A 21255-nucleotide genomic window follows, 5' to 3' on the forward strand; every position below is an offset into this window, starting at 1 on the left:
CTACCGGTGGAAGGGACACCCACCCGACGCCGACGCCGACGCCGACGCCGACCGCACCTTGCCACCGGAGCGGGGCTTGGTGGGGAGCCGGCGACGGTTGACGTCGAGGCCCTCGTCGAGGATGTGCAGGCCAGGATCGCTCAGCACTGCGATCGCTGCGGCGAGGCCGGCGATCGCGAGCTTCTCGCCGGGGCAGCGATGACCGGTCGCGACGTCTGCTCCGCCGTGCGGGATGAACGCGGCGAGCGCCTCGTAGTCTGCGCCGACATCGCGGAAGCGCTCCGGGTCGAACCGCTCGGGGCGCGCCCAGAAGCGGTCGTCGGTGTTGGTGCCGAGGATGTCGAGCACGACGCGTCCGCCGGCATCCACCTTCTGTCCGTCGAGCTCGACGTCGGCGATCGCCCACCCGGGGAGCATCGGCACGAACGGGGCGAGGCGCCGCACCTCCTGAGCGAACATGATCGACAGCGGTCCACCGACCAGGGCGCCCCGTTCGGCGGCTTCGGCGGCGATGCGCTCACTCCACTCGGGGTGCTCGTTGAGGGCCTTCGCGGCGAAAGCGACGAAGCGCGCGACCGCGATCATCGGGCGGATGCTGTTCTGCAGCTCGACGCCCGCGACGCGGGCGGGCAGCAGCTCGCCGTCCTGATCGCGGTGGTGGGCCCACTGCTCGAGTGCCGTGCCCGGTTCGGCGCTGAGCGCGCCATGACGCACGGCCTCGATGAGCCGCGCGGAGTGCCGGTCCGACCACCACCGGTTCGCCAGAGCGGCGACGTACTCCGGCGAGTACGGCGAGCCGAACCCGTCGACGATCTGCGCGAGACGCGCTGCCCACCGCGTCTTGGCTGCGGGCGTGCCCGGCACACCCGCCCACCGCATGATCGCGCGACCCAGCGCACCGACGGCCGCGTCGTAGGCGCTGCGCGTGCCACCGTCGAGCCACGCCTGTCGCTCGCTCTGCCACTCGCGCTCGAGCCACGGCGTCAGCCGCTCGACCTGCTCGTCTTCGTAGGCGACGTCGATGAATGTGGCCTTGCGGTGCTTGTGCGCGTCGCCGTCGAGGCTGTGCACGGAACCGTGACCGAACAGACTCTCCTGCACGAGGGCCGGCATGGCCCGGGACCGCGCGATGCGGGTCTCATCGTAGAACAGCTCGACGCCCTCGACGCCGCGCACGAACACGGTGTCGTCGCCCAGCAGTCGCATCGGCGCCGACCTCGCGCCCGGCCGCACCCGACGCCAGATCCGTGGGCCGAAGCCGTAGCCGCGGGTGAGCAGAGTGGGTGCGTCGTCGTGAGCCAGCGCGCCGAGTCTGCGCACGGCGCGGGCGGGGATGTCGATGAGTGCCATATCCCGACGTTCGCAGAGACGTCTGCGCTGTTCCAGGGGGAGGCGCCGATGAGGGGTCTGTGGTACGGCCGATCGGCGCCGCACCCGGCCCGTCAACCCCCTCCGTGGATCGCCGCGGAGGCGGGAGCATGGAGGCCCCCGTCAGAGAAGGAGCCGACATGGCGAAGAACGTGCGCACGATGGACTGCCGACCCGACGACGTGTTCCGGGTGCTGGGCAACGCCTGGCTGTATCCGGCGTGGGTCGTCGGTGCGTCGCGCATGCGCGACGTCGATGACACCTGGCCGCAGCCCGGCGCCGAGCTTCACCACTCGGTGGGTGTCTGGCCCGCCCTGCTCGACGACACCACGGTGGTGGAAGCGTGGGATCCGCCCCACCGCATGGTCATGCGCGCGAAGGGCTGGCCGATCGGCGAAGCGCGGGTGACGCTGCGGGTCCGCTCCTACGGCGGCGGCACCATGGTGCGCATCGACGAGGAGCCGGTGAACGGTCCCGCGACGCTGCTGCCCGGTGTCATCACCGCTCCCCTGCTGCGCTGGCGCAACTCCGAAACGCTGCACCGCCTCGCCTATCTCGCCGAGGGCCGCGCGGGCTGAACAGCGCCGCCTGACCGAGAGCCGACCGACCGGGAGCCGGCTGCGCGGTACGGGCCGCACAGCCGACGGACGCAGTCAGACGGTCGACGGCTGGAGCACGACCTTGATGCAGCCGTCGTCCTTGCGCTGGAAGGTCTCGTAGAGCCCCGGGGCATCTTCAAGCGGTGCGGTGTGGGTCGTCAGATCCATCACGCCCAGCGGGTCGCTGAGGTCTTCGACGAGCGGCATCAGGTCGTCGATCCAGCGCTTCACGTTGCACTGACCCATGCGGATGCTGACCTGCTTGTCGAACAGCGTCTTCATCGGCATGATGTCGGCGTCACCCGCATAGACGCCGCTGAGCGACACCGTGCCGCCGCGGCGCACGACGTCGATCGATGCATACAGGGCGGCGAGGCGATCGATGCCGGCCTTGTCGAAGACCTGCCTGGCTGCGGGGTCGGGCAGCAGGCCGACGGCGCGCTGCACGAGCTTGATCCCGGGGTTGCCGTGCGCCTCCATGCCGACGGCGTCGACGACGGCATCCGCCCCTCGTCCGTCCGTGAGGTCGCGCAGCTCTGCGACGACGTCTTCTGTCAGGTCGAAGACCTCGGCGCCGTGTCGGGCGGCCATCTCGCGCCGCTCGGCGACGGGATCCACCGCGAGCACCCGATAGCCGCGGTGCGCGCCCACCCGGGCGACGAACTGGCCGACCGGGCCGAGCCCCATCACGGCGAGCGTGCCGCCCTCGGGCACGTTCGCGTATTCGACGCCCTGCCAGGCGGTCGGCAGGATGTCGCTGAGGAAGAGGTAGCGCTCGTCCGGCAGGTCGGACGCGACCTTGATGTGGTTGTAGTCGGCCAGCGGAACCCGGAGGTACTCGGCCTGGCCGCCGGGGACCTGCCCGTAGAGCTTCGTGTAGCCGAACAGCGAGGCGCCGCTGCCGTACTCCTTCACCTGCGTCGTCTCGCACTGGGACTGCAGGCCCCGAAGACAGAAGAAGCAGTGACCGCACGAGATGTTGAACGGCACGACGACGCGATCGCCGACCGCCAGATCACGCACGGCCCCGCCGACCTCGACGACGACGCCCATCGGCTCGTGACCGAGGATGTCGCCCTTGTCGAGGAACGGGCCGAGCAGTTCGTACAGGTGCAGATCAGATCCGCAGATCGCCGAGGAGGTGATCCGGATGATCGCATCCGTCGCGTGCTCGATGACCGGATCGGGCACCTCCTCGACCGTCACGTTGCGGGTGCCCTGCCAGGTGAGTGCCTTCATCGTGATCCTCCTCGTTCGGTGTCGAGTGGCCACCATCCAACGGAGAGGGGCAGATTCGACAGAGGGTTGACAGACGGATGCGTCACGCGAAGGCCTCCCGAGCCGGAACGGGGCGCGGGCGTGGGCCCGGTCGAGCTGCGGCGACGCATGGTACGTCCATCGGGTCGCCACGTCGAGGGAGGGGGTCGATCCGTCCCTGGAGGCGCAGAGTGGCCCGACACCCCAGAGACGACCGACGGAGGCCGACATGTATTTCCACGTTCAGGAGTTCATCAACGAAATCGCTCAGGACGAGCCGGATCCCGCGGCGGCGAACGCCCTGCAGGAGGGCCTCGGCGGACAGTTCGGCGAGATGCGCACGATGATGCAGTACCTCTTCCAGAGCATCAACTTCAGAGGTCCCGACGGCAAGCCGTACAAGGACCTGATCCAGGGCATCGGCACCGAGGAGATCAGCCACGTCGAGCTCATCGGCACGACGATCTCGCGCCTGCTCGACGGATCGCCGCGATACCAGGGAAAGCCGACCGATCCGGTCGACAAGCCCGGCGCGGGCGGCGCGACGCCCCTCAACATCGCACTCGACACGAGCAACATCCACCACTACCTGGTCGGAGCTCAGGGCGCTCTTCCCGTCGATGCTGTCGGCAACCCGTGGTCGGGAAGCTACGTCTACAACTCGGGCAACCTCGTACTCGATCTGCTCTACAACCTGATGCTCGAATCGACGGGCCGCCTGCAGAAGTGCCGGCTGTACGAGATGACCGACAACAAGACCGCCCGCAGCACGATCTCGTATCTGATCGTCCGCGACCAGGCGCATGAGAACGCGTATGCCAAGGCACTCGAGACTCTCGGCGTGAACTGGCGCACGTCGCTGCCCATTCCCAAGACCAACGCCGAGCAGTTCCCCGAGGTCAAGAAGCTGCTCGACCTCGGCCTGCAGAGCAAGAACTACTCGTTCGATCTGACCGCGCAGTCCGAAGCGGGCAAGATCTTCCAGGGCGCATCGCCGTCGAACGACGGGACCACCCTGGATGCCAGCGAGCAGGCGCCCGTCGGCGCGCCGATGACGATCTCTCCCGAGCGGCTCGAGGAGTTCTCGCCGGGTGCCGACAAGGAGCTGCGCGCGCTGATCGAGGCGACCGCCGCGATGGAGATGGCCGACATCGACGCCACCTTCGGCCGCATGCCCTGACCGACGCGGTCGTGGGTCGGCGGAGGCACAGCCGCCGACCCACGATATATGGGATGCTGGTAACACCCTGTGATCATCGGATCGGGTCTGATGACATGGGTTCCGTGGCGCAGTGAGGAGATCATCATGGGAAAGCTCGTCTATGAAGGCAGCGTCAAGGCCGACATCGAAGACCGCGCGCTCACTCACCTGCAGCTCGTCATCACGGCCAAGCTGCGTCGAGGAGAGCCCTTCAGCTTCACCTGGCGCGAGGACATGAGCGTCGGTGGCGGCCGCACGACCGTCTGGGTGCATGCCGGCAGCTCGCTCGTCTTCAAATACAGCGGAAGCCGTCAGCCCTCGATCAACCGCGCCTGGGTCGAGGCACTCGCGTTCACGGCCAGTGCGCCGAGCGGTCTGTACCTCGTGCCTGAGCCCGCAGAGGGCAGCGCACCGCCGGCTGAGCGTCTCGACGTTCCCGCGCACGCCTGACCGAGGGGAGAATGGGGAGGTGTCCCCGAACCCCCCGCGGCGACTGCTCGCCTCCGTGCAGCGCATCCTGCACACAGATCCCTCCACCGTCGCCCACACCGAGGCGATGCCCGTCATCGACGAACGCACGGTGCCGAGGGTCCTCGATCTCGCCACCCGCATCGGCGAATCGATGTTCGGTGTCGGTGCCTCCGCACACGAGGTGACGCTGGCGATCACCCGCGTCTGCGCCGCCTACGGCATGCGAGACGTGCAGGTCGATGTGACCTATAACTCGATCACGGTCTCTTTCCACCTCAGTGGTGAGGTCTGGCCCGAGACACTCGTACGCGTCGTGCGGGTCGCAGCACCCGATCACGCCAAGCTGCAGCGTGTGCAGGCCCTGGTCGCCGACATCGACGACGGCCTCGACCTCGAATCGGCCCGCACCGCCTTCCGCGTGCTGCGCCGTGTGCCGTTCCGCTACCAGCAGCCGGTCGTCATCGTGGCCCGGGCGCTGCTGGCGGTCGGCGTCAGCATCATGCTCGGGGCCTCGGCGCTCATCGTCGGGCTCACCTTCATCGCGGCGCTGTGCGCGGCGCTGACCCAGGCGGGTCTCGCCCGCGCCAGGGTCCCCCTGTTCTTCAGCCAGATCGCCGGAGGCTTCGTCACCACGGTGGTGGCGGTCGCCGTCTCGGCGCTGGGCTCTGCGGGCATCGAGCCGTTCGTCGGCATCCGCCCCTCGATCATCGTGGCCTCGGGAATCGTGCTCATGCTCGCGGGCCTCACTGTCGTCGGGGCCGCTCAGGATGCGATCGACGGGTTCGCGCTCACCGCGGGCGGACGAATCCTCGACCTGACGATGCAGACGCTCGGCGTCGTGATCGGCATCCTCGTCGGCCTCGAGCTCGGCAGCGTGCTCGGCTTCACGATGGGCCTGCCAGACGACCCCGCCCCATTCGGTCCGCTGCTGAATCAGTTCCTCGGGGCGATCATCATCGCGATCGCCGTCGCCGTCTTCAACGGCGCCGGCATCCGCATCATCCTCGTGAGCGCGCTGCTCAGCGCCGTGACCATCGCCGGATACGCCGCCATGGTCGGCCTGAACCTGCATCCGGCCGCGGCGAGCGCGATCGGCGCGCTGCTGGCCAGCTTCATCGGGATGCTGATCGCGGTGAAGCTGCACGTGCCGTCCGTCGCCGTGACGACGGCGGCCATCGTGCCGCTCGTGCCCGGTGTCGCGGTGTTCCAGGGGCTGCTCGAGATGATCCACTCGGCAGGGTCGGCATCGGGCGTCGTAGGCATCGGAGGTTCGCTGGTCGACGCCGTGGTCATCGGCATCGCGCTGGCCTCGGGGGCATCGCTCGGGCTGTACCTGGGCACGCCGGTGCGCGCGACCCTCAGCAGCGTCGCGAAGACGCGGGCGCGGGTCGTGCGGCGCTGAGCCGCGTCGACCCGCGGGCCCGCGCTCAGGCGTCGGCGCGCACGGACTCCAGCGACGGATAGTCGGTGTAGCCCTCGGCGGTGCGGCCGTAGAACAGCGCGGGCCGGGGCTCGTTGAGATCAGCATCCTGGCGCCAGCGCTCGACCAGGTCGGGGTTCGCGATCACCGGGCGACCGGCGGCCACGGCATCCGCCCATCCCTCCGAGACGAGCATCTCGGCCTCGTCGCGGGTCGTGGGCGAGCCGAAGCCGGAGTTGACGATGAGGGGTGCTCCGGCGGTGCGGCGGATGCGCTGCACCAGCTCGCTCGTCGGCGCGGCGCTGAGCACATCGACGAAGGCGAGGCCGAGCGGGGCGAGGCCCTCGGCGACGGCGAGGTAGGTGGCGAGCGCATCGTCGTCATCCTCTTCGAGGACGCCCTGGATGTTGTGCTGGGGCGACAGACGGATGCCGGTGCGGTCGGCGCCGACGGCCTCTGCGACCGCGCGGGTGACCTCGATCGCGAAGCGGGCGCGGTTCTCGGGCGTTCCGCCGTACTGATCGTCGCGGATGTTCGACACGGGTGACAGGAACTCCTGCACGAGGTAGCCGTTCGCGCCGTGCACCTCGACTCCGTCGAAACCTGCGTCGATCGCGTTGCGCGCGGCCTGCGCGAACTGCTCGACGACCCCGGGGATCTCCTCGAGGGTGAGGGCGTGGGCCACCGGCATGTCGACCTTGCCGACCGGGGTGTGGGTCTGGCCGGGAGCGGCGAGCGCGCTCGGAGCCACGACGCGCGGCTCACCCGAGATCGCGGGGTGCGAGACTCGCCCGCCGTGCATCAGCTGCATGACGATCGTGCCGCCCGCGTCGTGCACAGCGTCGGCGATGCGGCTCCAGCCGGCGATCTGCTCGGGGGTGACGATTCCGGGCTGGCCCGAGTAGGACTTGCCCTCGGCCGCCGGCCACGTCCCCTCCGAGATGATGAGACCCTGACCGGCGCGCTGGCGGTAGTACTCGACCATGGTCTCGGTGGGCACTCCCTCATCGTCCGCACGCGTGCGGGTGAGAGGCGCCATGACGACGCGGTTGGACAGCTGGAGGGCGCCGAAGACGGCCGGTTCGAAAAGAGTCACGCTCAGGAACAAGACCCGTGACGGGTTCGATATTCCCCCATCCGCAACATGCAGGTCGGATGCTCAGTCGGCTGCGCGGCCGTACATCTCGCCCACCGGAACCGCCACCGGCAGCACGTTGCCCGGCTGCGCGAGCGGGCACGCCCACTCCGGGTCGTATGCGCACGACGGGTTGTAGGCGAAGTTGAAGTCGAGCACGATCGTGCCGCGCTCGGCATCCGATCCGAGATCGGCACCCTTGATCGTGTCGATCAGGTAGCGGCCTCCCCCGTACGTGCCGCCCGGCCGACCCGCGAGAGCATCGCGCACCGGGATGAAGATCCCGCCGCCGTAGGTCGTCAGCCGCCAGACGTCGAGCGAACCGGTGTCAGGGATCTCGACCCTGCCGATGCGCTCGAACGGCACGACGCCGTCGGTGCCGGTCGCGAAGTCGAAGCCGCCTGGATCCGCAGGCAGGATGGGCAGCTCGAAGCGCCACTGCGGGTCGTACGAGGCGATCGGCAGCCCCTCGAAGAGAGGTCGACCGTCGGCCAGCAGCGGGGTCGCCGGGTGGTGCAGCATGAGGTCGTCGCGCTCGATGCGCCACAGCTCGTGCGCCTCTTCGGCGGAGTCCGCCCGACGTACGGCGTCGTACAGGGCGAAGACCCGACGCCTCCAGTCGACGACCTCGGCGGCGGTGCGGGCTTTCGTGAGCGTCATGTGCTTCAGGCTACGCGGCCCGTGGGCGGGACGCGCCGCGAGCTCGGGGTCGAGGTCGAGGCGCGACCTGATTCACACGTCCGTGTCGCGCGGCAGCACGGTGAGCACGCGCTCGATGTGGTCGCGGAACTCGACCAGGTAGTCGCGAAGGAACTTCGCCGTGCCCTCGTTCGTGACCGTGCCGTCGTCGGAGAACGTCTCGGGCGAGAACTGGATGTAGGCCTCGGGGGCGGTCATCTGACGCGCGTTGCAGAAGCTGAGCACGCCGCGCAGACTCTGCTGGGCGACGGCCGTGCCGATCGCGCCGACCGATGCCCCGATGACGGCGGCCGGGATGTGGTCGAACGAATTCTGGCCCCACGGCCGCGAGGCCCAGTCGATCGCGTTCTTGAGTCCCCCGGGGATCGATCGGTTGTACTCGGGGGTGACGAAGAGCACGGCATCCGCCGAGGCGATCGACTCCTTGAGATCCACCGCCACCGCGGGATAATCGGCGTCGTAGTCCTGGCTGTAGAGCGGGAGGTCTCTGATCGGGATCTCGAAGAACTCGAGATCAGACGGAGCGAGCGTGATCAGCGCCGTCACGAGGATGCGGTTGATCGAGGTGGACGAGAGGCTTCCGACGAAGTATCCGACCCTGTACGCCATGACTGTTCCTCATTTCTGTAGCGGTGGGATCAGTCTCGTCCGCCGACGCGTATGCGTCCAGAGCTGTCTGCGCCGCCCGCGCCCTCAGTCGCCGAACGCGGCGAGCAGCTCGGCGAAGTGGTCGAGGTCCTCGGCCGACCAGCGACGCAGCCGCTCGCCGAGTCGCTCCTCGTATCGAGAGCGGGCCAGGGCGACGCGCTCCTGCGCCAGCTCGGTCGCGACGAGCACGCGGGCCCGGCGATCGTCAGGATCGGGGACGCTCTCTACCAGCCCGAGCTGCTCGAGCTGGCGCACGTGCCGACTGACGGCCGACTTGTCGGTCTGCAGACGCTCGATGATCGCCCCGGCCGACGTGGCCTTGCCGGTCGCGATCGACGTCAGCACCTGGTACCCGAGGGGCTGCAGGTCGGGATGCACGGTCTGCGCCGCTTCACGCCAGCTCACCCGGATGCGGGCGAAGAGCCTTCCCAGCTCGTGCTCGACCCTCGAGATCGCCTGGTCGAGCTCGGCCGGCGCGAGGGGCTCGGCGCCTTCGGGATCAGCGGCGGGCGCGCCCTCGCGGGCGGGTTCGTCGGGCGAGGCACTCATGGTCGTCAGCTTACGGCGAAGCCCCGCCGTCTCAGAGACGGCGGGGCTTCGATCGAGGTGGATGTCGGGTCCGTCAGACCTCGGCCAGCAGGCGGAAGACCTTGGATGCCGCCCGGATCTCGTCCTGCGTGAGCTCTGCCACGACCGTGCGCAGACGTGAGGCGTGATCTCTGCGCAGCTCGGCGAGCGCGGCACAGGCGGTCGGTGTGGGAGTGAGCACGCGCAATCGGCCGTCTCGCTCGTCAGGCCGCGACTCGATCAGACCGAGCTCCTCGAGCATCCGCACCTGACGACTGATGACCGACTTGTCCATCTCGAAGCGCTCGGCCAGCTCGTGCGCGTTCGCCGACTCGGCCCGTTCGATGAAGGTCAGCAGCTTGTAGCCGCCCACCTGCAGCTCGGGGTCGATGCGCGCCGCCGACTCCTTCCAGAGCGTCCTGGTCCTCGCGAAGATCAGGTTCAGATGCGTCTGCAGGTCACCGAGCGCGGTGTCGACATCGGCGGGCTCGACGGCCACGGGGGTGGTCATGTCAGCGCCTCGGCTCCTGGTCGTCTCGCTCGAGCACGGTCACCGACCCGGTGGTCGTCGAGGCGGAGTCGGTGCCGGAGAGTCGGATCGCTCCGGTCGACATCGTGGCGCCGACCTCTGCCTCGGAGACCTCGAGCACCGACTCCTCGGCCTGCTCGCGCAGCTGTTCGGCGGCGTTCTTGGTCGACAGCGGCTTGTTCTTGATGAACGCGATCGCGATGATCGCGATCACCGCGAGCGGGATGGCGATGATGAAGGCGTCGGCGATGCCGTGGCCGTAGGCGCCCTCGACGATCGAGCGGATCGTGTCGGGGAGCTGCGTGACCTTGGGCACGTCGCCCGAGGCGAGGTGCTTCAGTGCGTCGACCTCTTCGGGCGTCGTCGGCGCGAATCCGTCGAGCGCGTCGGTGATGTAGTTCGCGACGCTCGTCGAGAGGGTCGCACCCATGACCGTCACGCCGATGGTTCCGGCGATCGTGCGGAAGAAGTTGACGTTCGACGAGGCCGCACCCAGCTGCTGCGGAGCCGTGTCGTTCTGCACGATGAGGGTGAGGTTCTGCATGACCATGCCGAGCCCGGCACCGAGCACGAACATGTAAGTGGCGACGAGCGGGAACGGGGTGTCGTAGCGCAGCGTCGACATCAGGCTGACGCCCACCGTGGTGAGCACGGAGCCGGTGATCATCCAGCCCTTCCACTTGCCGAACCGGCTCACGAGCTGGCCGATGATGATCGACGCGCCCATCTGGCCGATGATCATCGGGATCGTCATGAGACCGGACTCGGTGGGCGTGGCACCGCGTGCGAGCTGGAAGTACTGGGCGAGGAACACCGAGGTCGCGAACATCGAGACACCGATGGCGATGGAGGCGATGACCGACAGCGTGAAGGTGCGGTTGCGGAACAGCGACATCGGCACGATCGGTTCCTTGACGAAGAACTCGACCGTGATGAAGCCGGCGATCGCGACACCGGCGATGACGGCGAGCATGATGCTGGTCGACGAGTCCCAATCGAATTCGCTGCCGCCCATCGAGACCCAGATGAGCAGGGTCGAGACGCCGACGGCGAGCAGCACGATGCCGAAGTAGTCGATCGAGACCTTGCTGTCTCGCTGCGGCTTGGGCAGGTGCAGAGTGAACTGCAGCAGCACGAGGGCCAGGATCGCGAAGGGCACGCCGACGAAGAAGTTGGAGCGCCAGCCCCACACGTCGGTGAGGAGCCCGCCGAGCAGCGGGCCGCCGATGGTGCCGAGGGCCATGATGCCGCCGACGACGCCCATGTACTTGCCACGCTCACGCGGCGAGATGATGAGGGCGACCGCGATCATCACGAGCGACATCAGCCCACCGACGCCGATGCCCTGGATCACGCGGACGGCGATGAGCATGTTCGTGTCGGTCGAGAAGCCGGCGATCACGGTGCCGACGGTGAAGATGATGAGGGACAGCTGCACGAGGATCTTGCGATCGACGAGGTCGGCGAGCTTGCCCCAGATGGGCGTCGAGACGGCGGTCGCCAGAAGGCTGGCCGTGATGACCCAGGTGTACTGCGACTGGGTGCCGCCGAGGTCGGCGATGATGACGGGCATCGAGGTCGAGACCACGGTTCCCGAGAGCACGGCGACGAACATGCCGACGACGAGGCCCGAGATCGCGGTGAAGACCTCGCGAGGCGAACGCGTCGCCTCGGCTGAAGAGGTGTGAGAGATGTTGGTCACAGTGGAGTGCTCCTGTGTAGAAAGTTGACAAGAGTCAACTATATCCCTATTGGTTGCGAAAGTGCAACTGTAGACCGGGAGCAACCATTGTCGAAGCCTCGTTTTCAGGGGTGGTGCGCGACGATCCAGATGTGTGAGTATCGGGCATGGCCATCATCGTGAACTCCGACAACTTCGTCCGAGCCGAGAACGACCGCATGCTCCAGGACCTCCAGCGAGACGCGGATGGAGTCAATCGGTTCCTGCACAACAGGGCCCCCGCAGCGATCGATCGCCAGACTGTCATCCGCCTCAACCGCGACACGCTCTACAGCTTCGCCGTCGTCGACATCTCCGCCGGCGCCCGCTTCACGATTCCCGAGCACGGCGACCGCTACCTCTCGGTGATGGTCGTCAACCAGGACCACTACATCAACCGCGTGTTCCACGACCCCGGAGAGCACACGCTGACCGTCGAGGAGTTCGGCTCTACTTACGTCGTGCTGGCCGTGCGCATCCTCGTCGACCCTCAGGATGCTGCGGACCTCGAGGCCGTCGCCGCGCTTCAGGATCAGCTCCGCCTGAACGCGGCATCCGCGTCGCCCTTCGTGTCACCCGACTACGACCGCGCATCCTTCGACGACACGCGCAATGCTCTGCTCGCTCTCGCCCGGCATCTCACCGGGTTCGACCGCATGTTCGGCTCGATCGAGGAGACCGACCCGATCCGACACCTCATCGGCACGGCGGCCGGGTGGGGCGGCCTGCCGACCAGCGAGGCGAGGTACATCGGCGTCGACCCCGGCCTGCCTCCCGGACGATACGAGCTCACCGTCGCAGATGTTCCCGTCGACGGCTTCTGGTCCATCTCGGTGTACAACGCCGCGGGCTACTTCGAGCCCAATGACGCCGGCGCCTACACGGTCAACAGCATCACCGGCGAGCCGAATCCGGACGGCTCGATCACGGTGCGGTTCGGTGACTGGCCGGTGGGAACGGCGAACGCCATCCCGACCCCGGACGGATGGAACTACCTCGTGCGGCTCTACCGTCCGCGAGCGGAGATCGCCGACGGCAGCTGGACCTTCCCGGCCCTCCGGCCGTAACGCGGGTCAGCCCTTCCGCCCGTTCCGGCGCAGTCGCGCTCAGTGCGGGATCGAGGCAGAGCGGTCGAGGTCGATATCCACGTCGACGTGCCAGTCGGGCTCGGAACCGCCGTCGACGGCATCCGGAGAGTCGGGATAGAGACGGTGCGCCTGCAGTCTCGCCGCGTGCTCGCTGAAATCCGGCTCGTCGTCGTCGAACTCGTGCGGCCCGACCAGCAGGTCGTTCCCGACGCCGATCACCAGATCGGCGCAGTCCTCTCGGCCGCCGACGAGGATGGGGATCTCCACCGCGTCGGCCTCCCCCTCCTTCGCGACAGCGGCCGCGAGGGTCACGAGAGAGTCGGCCACGTCATCCGTGGTCACCAGCTGCTGGCCTGCATACGAGACGATCTTCATCGCTCCATCCTGGCCGAGCTCGCGAATCCGAGGTTCAGGGTTGCGCCACCCGCTGCGGTTCGATAAGCACTCGCCCGTTCAGCCCGGCTCACATCCGGGCGTAGCGCGCGCGGGCGAAGCAGAACAGGCCGTAGAGGGCGAGCCCCGCGCCGACGACCCACAGGATGACCGCACCGAACGGCAGCCCGGCCAGAGCGCGCAGTGCCGAGTCGAGGCCACCCGCGGTCTCGGGGTCGTGGGTGAGCGCCGCGATGACGAAGAGCACGCCCGCCACCCCGACCGCGACGCCCTTGGCGACGTAGCCGGCCACTCCGAACGCGGTGATGCCCGAGCGTGCCTTCGCCGACGGCACGGAGAGGTGCTCCATGAACGCGCGGGTGATTCCGCGCACGATGAAGGCGATCCCGACCGCGGCCACCCCGAGCCCGACAAGCACGAGCAGCACGACACCGGCCGGCGCCGCCAGCAGCTTCGCGCTGAACGACTGCGACGACTGGGATGACTGAGACTGGCCGCCGAGCGCATAGACCAGAGCCGTCGCGCCAATCGCCAGGTAGGCGACGGCCGTGCCCACGAACTTCGCCCGATGCGCCCACATCTTCTTCGCATCGGGATCGCGCTCGACGACGGCCTCGGCGATCTGCCAGATCGCGAGTGCGAGCAGACCGAGCACGATCAGCCAGAGCAGGAACACACCGGCCGGCGACTCCTGGATCTGCTGCAGCGCGCCGCCCTGGTCGGCGTTCTCGCCGCCGCCGCCCGTGGCGATCGAGATCGCGATCCCGCCGATGAGAATGTGCAGGATGCCGAGCACGACGTAGCCGACGCGCGCGAGCACGCGGAAGGTGGTCGAGTCCTGGGCGGCCCGCGCGGTGGAGGCGGCCGAGTCGCGAGTGTTCATGGGGTCACGGTGCTTTCGATCGGTTCTTCGGAGATGTCTGAGGTGCTGCGAGCCCGAGCGAGGCGGCGCGCACGCGCCGCCTGGACGCAGGCCCAGACGAACGTGGCGACGGCGACGCCCTCGAGCATTCCGGCGACCACGTCGCTGAGCCAGTGCGCGTGGAGGTAGGTGCGGCTCCACATCATGAGCGCGATCCACGCGATACCGCCGACCCAGACCCATCGGCGTCGGAGCACGAGTCCCAGGATCACCACGACCGTCGTGGCGACGGCGGTGTGCCCGGACGGGAAGGACGTCGCGACACTCTCGGCGAGCGAGTCGGCGGGGCGCGTGCGGCCGATCACCGCGGCCATGGTCGCTCCGATCGCGACCACAGCGACCATCGCGATCGCGAGCGTCGCCGCATCCCACCGCCTCCCGCGCCACAGGAACGCGGCGATCAGCAGCGCGCCGACCACGATCATGCCGATCGTGCCGCCGGCGACGGCCGGCACCCAGGCCACGACGAGCCAGGCGTCGCTGGTCAGCGCGACCATCAGGTCGTTCCACCAGATGTCGACCCCGAGCGGTTCATGACCGCCGAGGGCCACGACGGCCCGCAGCACGACGAACGCGAGGGTCGCAGCGGCACCGACGACGATCGCGCCGGTGCCGCGCTGCGCCTCGGTCATGCCGAGATCAGGCGAGGGGTTCGTTGTCGCGCATGCTGCGACGGGTGACGCGGTCGCCGGTCGCCGGGTCGACGGCGGTGCGGTCGACGGTCTCGGTGCGACGGCTGCGCATCACGAGGACGAGGCTGATCAGGAAGACGACGACCCCTGCACCCATGAGGATGTAGCCGATCAGGTCGAGATCGACGTAGCCGCCGGTGTCGATGTTGAGTGCGAAGACGAGGATCGCTCCGATGACGAAGAGCGCGATTCCGCTTCCGATACCCATGTGTCCATTCCTCTCCGGGCCCGCGTTCGCGGACTCGCGACGACAACAATAGGGTCAATGCACATTGAGTCAATGACCATGGACACATTCGTCGTGCCGTGATATGGATGGGAACGATGACCGATCTCGAACGCCGCGCCGGCATCTTCGCCGCACTCGCCGATCAGACGCGCCTGCGGATCGTCGATCTGCTCACGCTCGGTGATCTCTCCTCCTCCGAGATCGGGTCGGCTCTCGAACTCCGGTCGAACCTCATCGCGCACCATCTCGGAGTGCTGGAGACCGCGCAGATCGTCGCGCGCACCCGCTCGGAGTTCGACCGTCGACGCAGCTACATCGGCCTGCGCCCCGAGGTGTTCGACACGCTCGCGCCGCCCAGCGTCGCTCCGCCTCGCCGTGTGCTGTTCGTGTGCACCGCGAACTCGGCACGGTCGCAGCTGGCCGAGGCGATCTGGCGCGACACGAGCCCGGTGGCGGTCGCTTCGGCAGGCACCAGACCGGCCGAGACGGTGAATCCCGAGGCCACTGCGGCGGCCGCTCGACACGGACTCGTCATCGACCCCGATCATCCGCCCCGTCACATCGACGAGGTGCGCGCCGACGGCGACCTCGTGATCACGGTGTGCGACGACGCGCACGAACGGCTCCACGACAGCGACGATCTGCACTGGTCGATCCGCGATCCCGCTCGCATCGGCACCCCGGCCGCCTTCGACTCCGCCTTCGATGCGCTCGTGCAGCGCATCCGCGCCTTCTCTTCTCGTCTCGTCGCCGCCTGAGCCGATGTCCCCGGTGCGTGCGACGATCTGCACGTCGACGGGAGAACAGGATGCGGGGCGAAGCGACCGTGCTGCACGCCGACCTCGACGCGTTCTACGCCTCGGTCGAGCAGCGCGATGCCCCCGAGCTGCGCGGCCGGCCGGTCATCGTGGGCGGCGGGGTCGTGCTGGCTGCGAGCTACGAGGCCAAGGCCCGCGGGGTGCGCACGGCGATGGGCGGGCGACAGGCCCTCGAGCTCTGTCCGGATGCGGTCGTCGTGCCACCGCGGATGGAGGCCTACTCCGCCGCGAGCCATGACGTGTTCGCGATCTTCCGCGACACGACGCCGGTCGTCGAGGGGCTCTCGATCGATGAGGCCTTTCTCGAGGTCGGGGGCCTCCGACGCATCGTCGGCACGCCTGAAGAGGTCGCCGTGCGCCTGCGCGAGCGGGTGCGCACCGAGGTCGGGCTGGCCATCTCGGTCGGTGTCGCACGCACGAAGTTCCTCGCGAAGGTCGCGAGCGCCGTCAGCAAGCCTGACGGTCTGCTCGTGGTCGAGCCCGAACGCGAAGAGGAGTTCCTGCTCCCCCTGCCGGTCGAGCGACTGTGGGGCGTGGGCGCCGTCACCGCTGAGAAGCTGCAGCGCTACGGCATCCGCACCGTCGGCCAGCTGGCCGAGCTTGAGTCGGCCACCGCCGAGCGGATGCTGGGCAAGGCCGTCGGCGCGCACCTGCACGCCCTCGCCCGCCTGCGGGATCCGCGTCCGGTCGACACGACCCGGCGGCGAGGATCCATCGGCTCGCAGCGCGCCCTCGGTCGAGGCCCGCGCTCGGCCGAGGAGCTCGATCTGATCCTGACGCAGATCGTCGACCGACTCGCGCGGCGGCTGCGCGACGGTGACAGGGTGTGCCGGTCGGTGGTGCTGCGGCTGCGCTTCGGCGACTTCGCGAAGGCCACCCGATCACGCACGCTCGGATCCGCCACCGATCGCACGGCGATCCTGCTCACGGTGGCTCGCACGCTGCTCGCCGCAGCCGGGCCAGAGATCGCCGAGCGTGGCATCACGCTGATCGGGCTCTCGCTGTCGCACCTCGATCGCGCAGACCGGGTGCAGCCCGAACTGCCGATCGACTGGGGCGATGAAGAACGGCTCGACACGGTGCTCGACACCCTGCGCGACCGATTCGGGGCGACGTCGGTCGCGCGCGCGGCGCAGATGGGCCGCGATCCGGGATGGTCCAGCCCGATACTGCCCGAGCACGAGTGACCGAACGTGCCGAAGCGTCGCGCGAGCAGCGACGACCGCGTCTCTAGCCGAGGTCGTAGGTGGTGTCGTCCCGCATCTCCACCTGAGCACCCGTGGGCGATTCGACGCCGCGAGTGAGCGTGCGCAGCCGGTCGACCAGCTCGGGGTCTTCGAGTTCGGGGCCTCCGTCGGGCATCTCCTTGGCCACGATCTGACTGGCGGGTCCGATCAAGAACTTCGCCGTGACGACCGCGCCGTCCGGCTCTCGCACCGGTATCTCGACGAGCTCGGCCCGCACTTCTTCACCCAGTGCACGCCCATATGCCAGCAGCGCATCGGCGATGTCGTCCCCCGTCAGATACGCGTCGCCGCCATAGATGATCGTCTGCATGCTCCCGTTCTAGAGCAGTTCCGGCTGATCCGTCCGCCCCTTGCCCCGGTGCAGTGAGACTGATAGCGATTTGCGGGCAGGACCGTCTTGCCTCGTAATGTGGAGTGCATGGCAGAACAGAAGACGATGGTGCAGACAGAGATCCTGGCAGACGGTGTGACGTATCTCCTCGCCCAGGACCAGGACCTCGACGACCTGAAACGCCGCATCGAAGAAGCGATCGCCACGGCCGGCACCTTCGTCGACTTCGTCGTCGTCGGCAATCGCCAGGTGAGCCTTCTGATCACGCCCCGCTCACGGATGAGCATCAGCGTGGCGACGGTGCTCTTCGACGCCCGCGACACGGGAGACGTCGACTTCCCCTTCGGCGGCCACTACGACCTGCTCTGACCCGGGGCGGTCAGGCGCCGGTCGAGTCAGAGCTGGTCGAGCACGAGTTCGCCGCGCGAGTTCAGCTGATCCATCATGTGGGTGACCCGCGCGGGGTCGATCGGCTGCACGGTGGGCTCGTCGAACTCGAACACCAGCGGGATGGCAGGGTGCACCCAGATGGTGAGGCGACCCGATGAGGCATCCGGCTTCGACAGCCAGGTCATCATGAAGCTCTCGTTGCGACGCAGCTTGGTGCCGATCACGATCTTCACGTGCGCCAAGACCGCGTCCTCGATCTCGATCGCGGGCCGCGAGCTGTTGTACTCCAATTTCCCCATGTGAGAACTTTACGCTGAACAGAACTGGTCTGGCCCGCCCCACCCTCCGACCCATGCCTCCACCCGCGGGTCTGAACGCAGGAGGTGCACCCCGTTCGCGGCGATCGTCCGCGTCGTGAACCCCTCTTCCGTGCCCCACCGCACGGCTCGACGCATCGCTCGCCGCGAGCGCAGCACGCCCAGCGACGATCCGTCGGCGGCGGCGAGATCGACTGTGCCGACATCCCCCGTGCCGAGGCCCGCGACGCACTCGGCGATCCAGGCCGGCTCGAGCACCACGACCGGTCGGTCGAGCTCCCAGACCACCCGGGCGTCCGGCTGCTCATCGCCGACCACGACGCGCGGGTCTCCCGCGAGGGCGGTCGTCGTCGCGTCGAGCATGACCCGCGCCAGCGGGAATGCAGCGAGGATCGAGTCCACCGCGACGAACAGCGCCTCCGGGGTGTGTGCTCCGCGCAGCCTGACCGCGAGGTCGGGCGCATCTGACAGCAGGCCTCGCGGGGCGGAACCGCCGATCGGAATCGACGAGACGAGCCTCATGGTCTGGGCATTCGCGCGCTCGAGTCCCGAACCGCTGCGCTCGGCCCACTCGGGTCCGTCGTGCCAGGCCACCGCTGTCGGCACGTGGGCGAGCACGGCGCCCGCCTGCCACATCCGATGCGCCCATTCCCAGTCCTCGCCCCCGTAGGCCGAGAAGGACTCGTCGAACCCGCCGGTCTCGTCGAACAGGCGGCGCGAGCAGGCGATCACCGCACCGATGACGAACCGATATGACCGGTCGTCGGGGTCGAGCAGATCGCGGCTTCGGGCGTACTCCTGCGCGAGCCACGCCGGCTCAGCGAGTTCCCGGTCGACCACAGCCTCGAGCACCGGTGCCTCCGGGGCGATACCCGAGAAATCCGCGTGCCGACGGCGTCCGACGGTGACGGCCTCGGGAAGCAGAGCCGGAAGACGGGTGAGGGCGCGCACGTACCCCGGCTCAGGGGCCGTGTCGGCGTCGAGGAAGCAGAGCACGTCGCCACTGCTCGCGCGCACGCCGAGATTGCGCACCGCCGCGAGACGGAAGCCCCGGTCCTCCTGTCGCACCAGGATCACCCCGTCGGGCACGCGGACGTCACCCGGGGAACCGTCGTCGGCGACCACGATCTCGAGAAGCTCGGGCGGATAGTCCTGCATCGACAGGGCCGACAGCGTGCGAGCGAGCTCCGCGGGCTGCTCGTAGTGAGCGACGATCACCGACACCTTCGGCAGGATCTCAGGGTCGACTCCGTCGAGCGTGTCCCACCGGTTGCCGACGACCCAGGGCTGCCGCGTCACCAGGCCAGCCCTTCCCACCAGCGCACATACGCCTCGGCCGCCTCGGGCCATGCCATCGGCAGCCTCGTCAGCCCGTGCCAGGTCGACTCCGGGCGCTCGAAAGCCTGCCGCACCGCCACCGCGAGCTCGGGTTCGCCGACCGTCTGCAGGGTTCCGGGGCGCAGCGTCGCCATCTCGTCCATGTAGCGGTTGCGCACCGCGACGGGTCGCCGACCCCAGCCGATCCACGACGCCAGGGAGCCGGATGCCGACACATGACGATGTGCGATCACCGGCACCGACACAGCGCGGCCGCGTCGCGCGATCTCCGCGTCGTCGAGCCAGCCCGTCACCTCGACCTCGACCCCGAGGGCACCCGCACGGCGGACGAACTCCTCGAGCTCGGCGGCGTGCCCCTCCGAGGCGCGGCCGAGAATCGTCATCTTCCCGATGCCCGCATGCGCCGCCGCACGGGCCGCCTCGTCGTGTCCTTTTCCGGGGTAGAAGTAGCCGAGCACGCCGACCGAGCCGTCCGCCGGCATCCGCTGCGCGTCGGTCTCGAGGTCCACCGGCAGCGGAATGCTCACCGCCGCGCCAGACCAGACCTGCTCTTCGCGAAGCAGCGCTCGCTCGTGTTCACTGTTGACCGCCACCCCTCGCGCCGCCGCAGCCACGGCAGCGTAGGCCGCTCGTCGGCGAGGCCGATTGCGCTCGCCGTCGGACGCCTGCGGCACATCGTGCAGGGTGACGCTGACCGGCCGGCGCGCGGCGAGCGCTCCGAACGACCGCGCCGCCTGCTCGGGAGAATCACCCCACAGGCGATCCGTGAAGTGCACATGCAGCGCGGCGTCCGTCGGCGCCGCATCCAGGTCTGCCGCGTCGATCGTCCGGATCGACGGCCGCGCTGCGCGCACCGCGGAGGCCATGTCGCGCGCATACATCGCGACGCCGTGGGTGCCCGGGTGCACGAGCAGCAGCGGCGTGGCGCTCATCCCGCCCGCCATACGTCGAGCAGAGGGGCGAGACGCGTCAGGGCGGCATCGACGAACTCCGGGTGCGCTGCGTACCACTCGAGGTGAGCGGCCCGCACCTCGGCATCGTCGATCGGTGTCCCGTCGACGATCCAGTGCGCACGCGGCTCGTCTGGCAGCGCCCACGCCTCGATGACCTCGGGGTGCAATGGCGCCCGCACCGAGTTCAACAGCGGCCGGCCGGGGTCGGTCGGGCCGCCCGCGTGGCCGAGTGCCGCGAGCACGCGAGCACCCAACGGCATCCACACCGCGTCGCCCGGGTGGTTGACCGTGCGTGCGTGATCGGCCGTGACCGAGTCGAACAGGTCGGAGACCCGCACGTCGGCGCTCTGCTCGCGCAGGCGCAGCGTGTCGATCGACGCCTCGCCCACGGCGCGCACCTGATCGGGGGTCAGCGCGGCCACGACGGGGATGCCGGCTGCTGCGGCGAGCGTGCGGATGTCGTGATACGCCACGACCGGCGGGTCGCCCTCGACGCCGGGCACGCGGATCGCGGCCTGGAAGGGATGCAGCCCCGCGAAGCGCACCGGCGGCACGGTCAGCACGCGGGCATCCGTCGCCGCGGCGATCTGTCGCGTGCCCAGCGGCAGATCACGATAGTCGTCACGGATCGGCTGGCTCACGACAGTGTCGGCGGCGCGGACGACCTCGTGCAGCCGCGCAGTGTCGTCGGCGGTCATCTCGTGCACGGCCGGAACGCGCACGAAGCGGTGCTCGGGAGTATCCATCACCGTGCGCAGCGATTCGGCCTGGCAGTTGCCGAGGACGACGCCGAAACTCTCGGGAAGCGGAGCCAGCCCGTAGAACTCCGAGTAGTGTTGGCGGCGCGCTAGCACCAGGGAGCCAGCGGGCGCAACGCCCGTGCGCAGTTCGGGGGCATGGCTCATGATTCGAACGTACCCCCT

The 21255-nt window shown here is 69.0% G+C and carries 25 protein-coding genes; 8 read left to right on the plus strand and 17 right to left on the minus strand.

The genetic code is table 11. The annotated features are described in order from the left end of the window. Positions 1–1350 carry a cytochrome P450 gene (locus FIV50_RS14445; protein WP_140038025.1) on the minus strand — a complete coding sequence of 450 codons (1350 nt, stop codon included), beginning with the start codon at positions 1348–1350 and terminating at the stop codon, positions 1–3. A 158-nt stretch (positions 1351–1508) separates the two neighbouring features. Here FIV50_RS14445 and FIV50_RS14450 point away from each other — a divergent pair, with 158 nt between their 5' ends. Beyond that, positions 1509–1946, plus strand: a complete 438-nt coding sequence (locus FIV50_RS14450) for an SRPBCC family protein (RefSeq protein WP_140038026.1) — start codon at positions 1509–1511, stop codon at positions 1944–1946. Between the two features lie 75 nt (positions 1947–2021). On the opposite strand, the gene FIV50_RS14455 is transcribed toward FIV50_RS14450, so the two are convergent. Further along, complete coding sequence (locus FIV50_RS14455) at positions 2022–3206, minus strand: alcohol dehydrogenase catalytic domain-containing protein (protein ID WP_140038027.1); 1185 nt, start codon at positions 3204–3206, stop codon at positions 2022–2024. 247 nt (positions 3207–3453) lie between these two features. Between FIV50_RS14455 and FIV50_RS14460 the strand changes: the two genes are divergently transcribed. The 3 genes from FIV50_RS14460 to FIV50_RS14470 all read left to right on the plus strand — a co-directional run bounded on the left by FIV50_RS14460 (position 3454) and on the right by FIV50_RS14470 (position 6298). Beyond that, entirely contained in the window at positions 3454–4404 is a 951-nt protein-coding gene (locus FIV50_RS14460; RefSeq protein ID WP_140038028.1) for a manganese catalase family protein, read from the plus strand. 126 nt (positions 4405–4530) lie between these two features. Continuing rightward, positions 4531–4875, plus strand: a complete 345-nt coding sequence (locus tag FIV50_RS14465; RefSeq protein ID WP_140038029.1) for a DUF7882 family protein — start codon at positions 4531–4533, stop codon at positions 4873–4875. Between the two features lie 19 nt (positions 4876–4894). Continuing rightward, positions 4895–6298 carry a threonine/serine ThrE exporter family protein gene (locus FIV50_RS14470; protein ID WP_140038030.1) on the plus strand — a complete coding sequence of 468 codons (1404 nt, stop codon included), beginning with the start codon at positions 4895–4897 and terminating at the stop codon, positions 6296–6298. A 25-nt stretch (positions 6299–6323) separates the two neighbouring features. On the opposite strand, the gene FIV50_RS14475 is transcribed toward FIV50_RS14470, so the two are convergent. The 6 genes from FIV50_RS14475 to FIV50_RS14500 form a co-directional block, all read right to left on the minus strand. Then, entirely contained in the window at positions 6324–7412 is a 1089-nt protein-coding gene (locus FIV50_RS14475) for an alkene reductase (RefSeq protein ID WP_140038031.1), read from the minus strand. A gap of 63 nt (positions 7413–7475) precedes the next feature. Then, on the minus strand, positions 7476–8111 hold the full coding sequence (locus FIV50_RS14480) for a DUF1684 domain-containing protein (RefSeq protein WP_140038032.1): 636 nt from the start codon (positions 8109–8111) through the stop codon (positions 7476–7478). Positions 8112–8183: 72 nt separating this feature from the next. Further along, on the minus strand, positions 8184–8759 hold the full coding sequence (locus FIV50_RS14485; RefSeq protein ID WP_140038033.1) for an NADPH-dependent FMN reductase: 576 nt from the start codon (positions 8757–8759) through the stop codon (positions 8184–8186). An 84-nt stretch (positions 8760–8843) separates the two neighbouring features. Then, positions 8844–9347, minus strand: a complete 504-nt coding sequence (locus FIV50_RS14490; RefSeq protein ID WP_140038034.1) for a MarR family winged helix-turn-helix transcriptional regulator — start codon at positions 9345–9347, stop codon at positions 8844–8846. Positions 9348–9420: 73 nt separating this feature from the next. Next, complete coding sequence (locus tag FIV50_RS14495) at positions 9421–9876, minus strand: MarR family winged helix-turn-helix transcriptional regulator (RefSeq protein ID WP_140038035.1); 456 nt, start codon at positions 9874–9876, stop codon at positions 9421–9423. A gap of 1 nt (position 9877) precedes the next feature. After that, positions 9878–11596: an MFS transporter gene (locus FIV50_RS14500; RefSeq protein ID WP_181164234.1), complete on the minus strand. Its 1719-nt coding sequence runs from the start codon at positions 11594–11596 to the stop codon at positions 9878–9880. Between the two features lie 146 nt (positions 11597–11742). Here FIV50_RS14500 and FIV50_RS14505 point away from each other — a divergent pair, with 146 nt between their 5' ends. After that, positions 11743–12681, plus strand: a complete 939-nt coding sequence (locus FIV50_RS14505) for a DUF1214 domain-containing protein (RefSeq protein ID WP_140038036.1) — start codon at positions 11743–11745, stop codon at positions 12679–12681. Between the two features lie 39 nt (positions 12682–12720). Here FIV50_RS14505 and FIV50_RS14510 read toward each other — a convergent pair whose 3' ends face one another. The 4 genes from FIV50_RS14510 to FIV50_RS14525 all read right to left on the minus strand — a co-directional run bounded on the left by FIV50_RS14510 (position 12721) and on the right by FIV50_RS14525 (position 14917). Further along, positions 12721–13077: a hypothetical protein gene (locus tag FIV50_RS14510; RefSeq protein WP_140038037.1), complete on the minus strand. Its 357-nt coding sequence runs from the start codon at positions 13075–13077 to the stop codon at positions 12721–12723. An 88-nt stretch (positions 13078–13165) separates the two neighbouring features. After that, complete coding sequence (locus FIV50_RS14515) at positions 13166–13978, minus strand: DUF1206 domain-containing protein (protein WP_140038038.1); 813 nt, start codon at positions 13976–13978, stop codon at positions 13166–13168. Next, the gene (locus FIV50_RS14520) at positions 13975–14649 is read right to left on the minus strand and encodes a phosphatase PAP2 family protein (protein WP_140038039.1); all 675 of its coding nucleotides are present in this window, start codon (positions 14647–14649) and stop codon (positions 13975–13977) included. The genes FIV50_RS14515 and FIV50_RS14520 overlap by 4 nt, the downstream gene beginning before the upstream one ends. A gap of 7 nt (positions 14650–14656) precedes the next feature. Then, positions 14657–14917 (minus strand): DUF6458 family protein, encoded by a 261-nt coding sequence (locus FIV50_RS14525; protein WP_140038040.1) that lies wholly within the window; start codon positions 14915–14917, stop codon positions 14657–14659. Positions 14918–15033: 116 nt separating this feature from the next. Here FIV50_RS14525 and FIV50_RS14530 point away from each other — a divergent pair, with 116 nt between their 5' ends. After that, positions 15034–15696, plus strand: coding sequence for an arsenate reductase/protein-tyrosine-phosphatase family protein (locus tag FIV50_RS14530; RefSeq protein ID WP_258184292.1), 663 nt, complete (start codon positions 15034–15036; stop codon positions 15694–15696). Between the two features lie 50 nt (positions 15697–15746). Then, the gene (dinB, locus tag FIV50_RS14535; RefSeq protein ID WP_140038042.1) at positions 15747–16943 is read left to right on the plus strand and encodes a DNA polymerase IV; all 1197 of its coding nucleotides are present in this window, start codon (positions 15747–15749) and stop codon (positions 16941–16943) included. A gap of 43 nt (positions 16944–16986) precedes the next feature. Here dinB and FIV50_RS14540 read toward each other — a convergent pair whose 3' ends face one another. Next, a complete protein-coding gene (locus tag FIV50_RS14540) occupies positions 16987–17313 on the minus strand; it encodes a hypothetical protein (protein ID WP_140038043.1) in 327 nt (108 codons plus the stop codon). A gap of 108 nt (positions 17314–17421) precedes the next feature. On the opposite strand from FIV50_RS14540, the gene FIV50_RS14545 reads away from it, so the two are divergent. Beyond that, positions 17422–17703 carry a hypothetical protein gene (locus tag FIV50_RS14545; protein WP_140038044.1) on the plus strand — a complete coding sequence of 94 codons (282 nt, stop codon included), beginning with the start codon at positions 17422–17424 and terminating at the stop codon, positions 17701–17703. 26 nt (positions 17704–17729) lie between these two features. Here the strand turns inward: FIV50_RS14545 and FIV50_RS14550 are convergent, their stop codons facing one another. The 4 genes from FIV50_RS14550 to FIV50_RS14565 are packed head-to-tail and all read right to left on the minus strand — an operon-like array spanning position 17730 to position 21237. Beyond that, on the minus strand, positions 17730–18023 hold the full coding sequence (locus FIV50_RS14550) for a DUF7882 family protein (RefSeq protein ID WP_140038045.1): 294 nt from the start codon (positions 18021–18023) through the stop codon (positions 17730–17732). 9 nt (positions 18024–18032) lie between these two features. Further along, a complete protein-coding gene (locus FIV50_RS14555) occupies positions 18033–19340 on the minus strand; it encodes a glycosyltransferase (RefSeq protein WP_258184293.1) in 1308 nt (435 codons plus the stop codon). Continuing rightward, complete coding sequence (locus tag FIV50_RS14560) at positions 19337–20311, minus strand: hypothetical protein (RefSeq protein ID WP_140038047.1); 975 nt, start codon at positions 20309–20311, stop codon at positions 19337–19339. Before FIV50_RS14560 ends, FIV50_RS14555 begins: the two co-directional genes overlap by 4 nt. After that, positions 20308–21237, minus strand: a complete 930-nt coding sequence (locus FIV50_RS14565; RefSeq protein WP_140038048.1) for a WcbI family polysaccharide biosynthesis putative acetyltransferase — start codon at positions 21235–21237, stop codon at positions 20308–20310. The genes FIV50_RS14560 and FIV50_RS14565 overlap by 4 nt, the downstream gene beginning before the upstream one ends. Between the last annotated feature and the right edge of the window lie 18 nt (positions 21238–21255).

It is taken from the genome of Microbacterium foliorum, from assembly GCF_006385575.1.
GTDB classification, from domain to species: Bacteria; Actinomycetota; Actinomycetes; order Actinomycetales; family Microbacteriaceae; genus Microbacterium; species Microbacterium foliorum_B.

Excerpts from the sequence above, each read along its gene's own strand:
- FIV50_RS14520 (WP_140038039.1), bottom strand. The coding sequence starts at position 14,649 with ATGACCGAGGCGCAGCGCGGCACCGGCGCGATCGTCGTCGGTGCCGCT.
- FIV50_RS14465 (WP_140038029.1), top strand. The coding sequence starts at position 4,531 with ATGGGAAAGCTCGTCTATGAAGGCAGCGTCAAGGCCGACATCGAAGAC.
- FIV50_RS14510 (WP_140038037.1), bottom strand. The coding sequence starts at position 13,077 with ATGAAGATCGTCTCGTATGCAGGCCAGCAGCTGGTGACCACGGATGAC.
- FIV50_RS14550 (WP_140038045.1), bottom strand. The coding sequence starts at position 18,023 with ATGGGGAAATTGGAGTACAACAGCTCGCGGCCCGCGATCGAGATCGAG.
- FIV50_RS14515 (WP_140038038.1), bottom strand. The coding sequence starts at position 13,978 with ATGAACACTCGCGACTCGGCCGCCTCCACCGCGCGGGCCGCCCAGGAC.
- FIV50_RS14485 (WP_140038033.1), bottom strand. The coding sequence starts at position 8,759 with ATGGCGTACAGGGTCGGATACTTCGTCGGAAGCCTCTCGTCCACCTCG.
- FIV50_RS14450 (WP_140038026.1), top strand. The coding sequence starts at position 1,509 with ATGGCGAAGAACGTGCGCACGATGGACTGCCGACCCGACGACGTGTTC.
- FIV50_RS14445 (WP_140038025.1), bottom strand. The coding sequence starts at position 1,350 with ATGGCACTCATCGACATCCCCGCCCGCGCCGTGCGCAGACTCGGCGCG.
- FIV50_RS14480 (WP_140038032.1), bottom strand. The coding sequence starts at position 8,111 with ATGACGCTCACGAAAGCCCGCACCGCCGCCGAGGTCGTCGACTGGAGG.
- FIV50_RS14540 (WP_140038043.1), bottom strand. The coding sequence starts at position 17,313 with ATGCAGACGATCATCTATGGCGGCGACGCGTATCTGACGGGGGACGAC.
- FIV50_RS14530 (WP_258184292.1), top strand. The coding sequence starts at position 15,034 with ATGACCGATCTCGAACGCCGCGCCGGCATCTTCGCCGCACTCGCCGAT.
- FIV50_RS14560 (WP_140038047.1), bottom strand. The coding sequence starts at position 20,311 with ATGAGCGCCACGCCGCTGCTGCTCGTGCACCCGGGCACCCACGGCGTC.
- FIV50_RS14490 (WP_140038034.1), bottom strand. The coding sequence starts at position 9,347 with ATGAGTGCCTCGCCCGACGAACCCGCCCGCGAGGGCGCGCCCGCCGCT.
- FIV50_RS14455 (WP_140038027.1), bottom strand. The coding sequence starts at position 3,206 with ATGAAGGCACTCACCTGGCAGGGCACCCGCAACGTGACGGTCGAGGAG.
- FIV50_RS14565 (WP_140038048.1), bottom strand. The coding sequence starts at position 21,237 with ATGAGCCATGCCCCCGAACTGCGCACGGGCGTTGCGCCCGCTGGCTCC.
- dinB (WP_140038042.1), top strand. The coding sequence starts at position 15,747 with ATGCGGGGCGAAGCGACCGTGCTGCACGCCGACCTCGACGCGTTCTAC.
- FIV50_RS14505 (WP_140038036.1), top strand. The coding sequence starts at position 11,743 with ATGGCCATCATCGTGAACTCCGACAACTTCGTCCGAGCCGAGAACGAC.
- FIV50_RS14460 (WP_140038028.1), top strand. The coding sequence starts at position 3,454 with ATGTATTTCCACGTTCAGGAGTTCATCAACGAAATCGCTCAGGACGAG.
- FIV50_RS14545 (WP_140038044.1), top strand. The coding sequence starts at position 17,422 with ATGGCAGAACAGAAGACGATGGTGCAGACAGAGATCCTGGCAGACGGT.
- FIV50_RS14525 (WP_140038040.1), bottom strand. The coding sequence starts at position 14,917 with ATGGGTATCGGAAGCGGAATCGCGCTCTTCGTCATCGGAGCGATCCTC.
- FIV50_RS14495 (WP_140038035.1), bottom strand. The coding sequence starts at position 9,876 with ATGACCACCCCCGTGGCCGTCGAGCCCGCCGATGTCGACACCGCGCTC.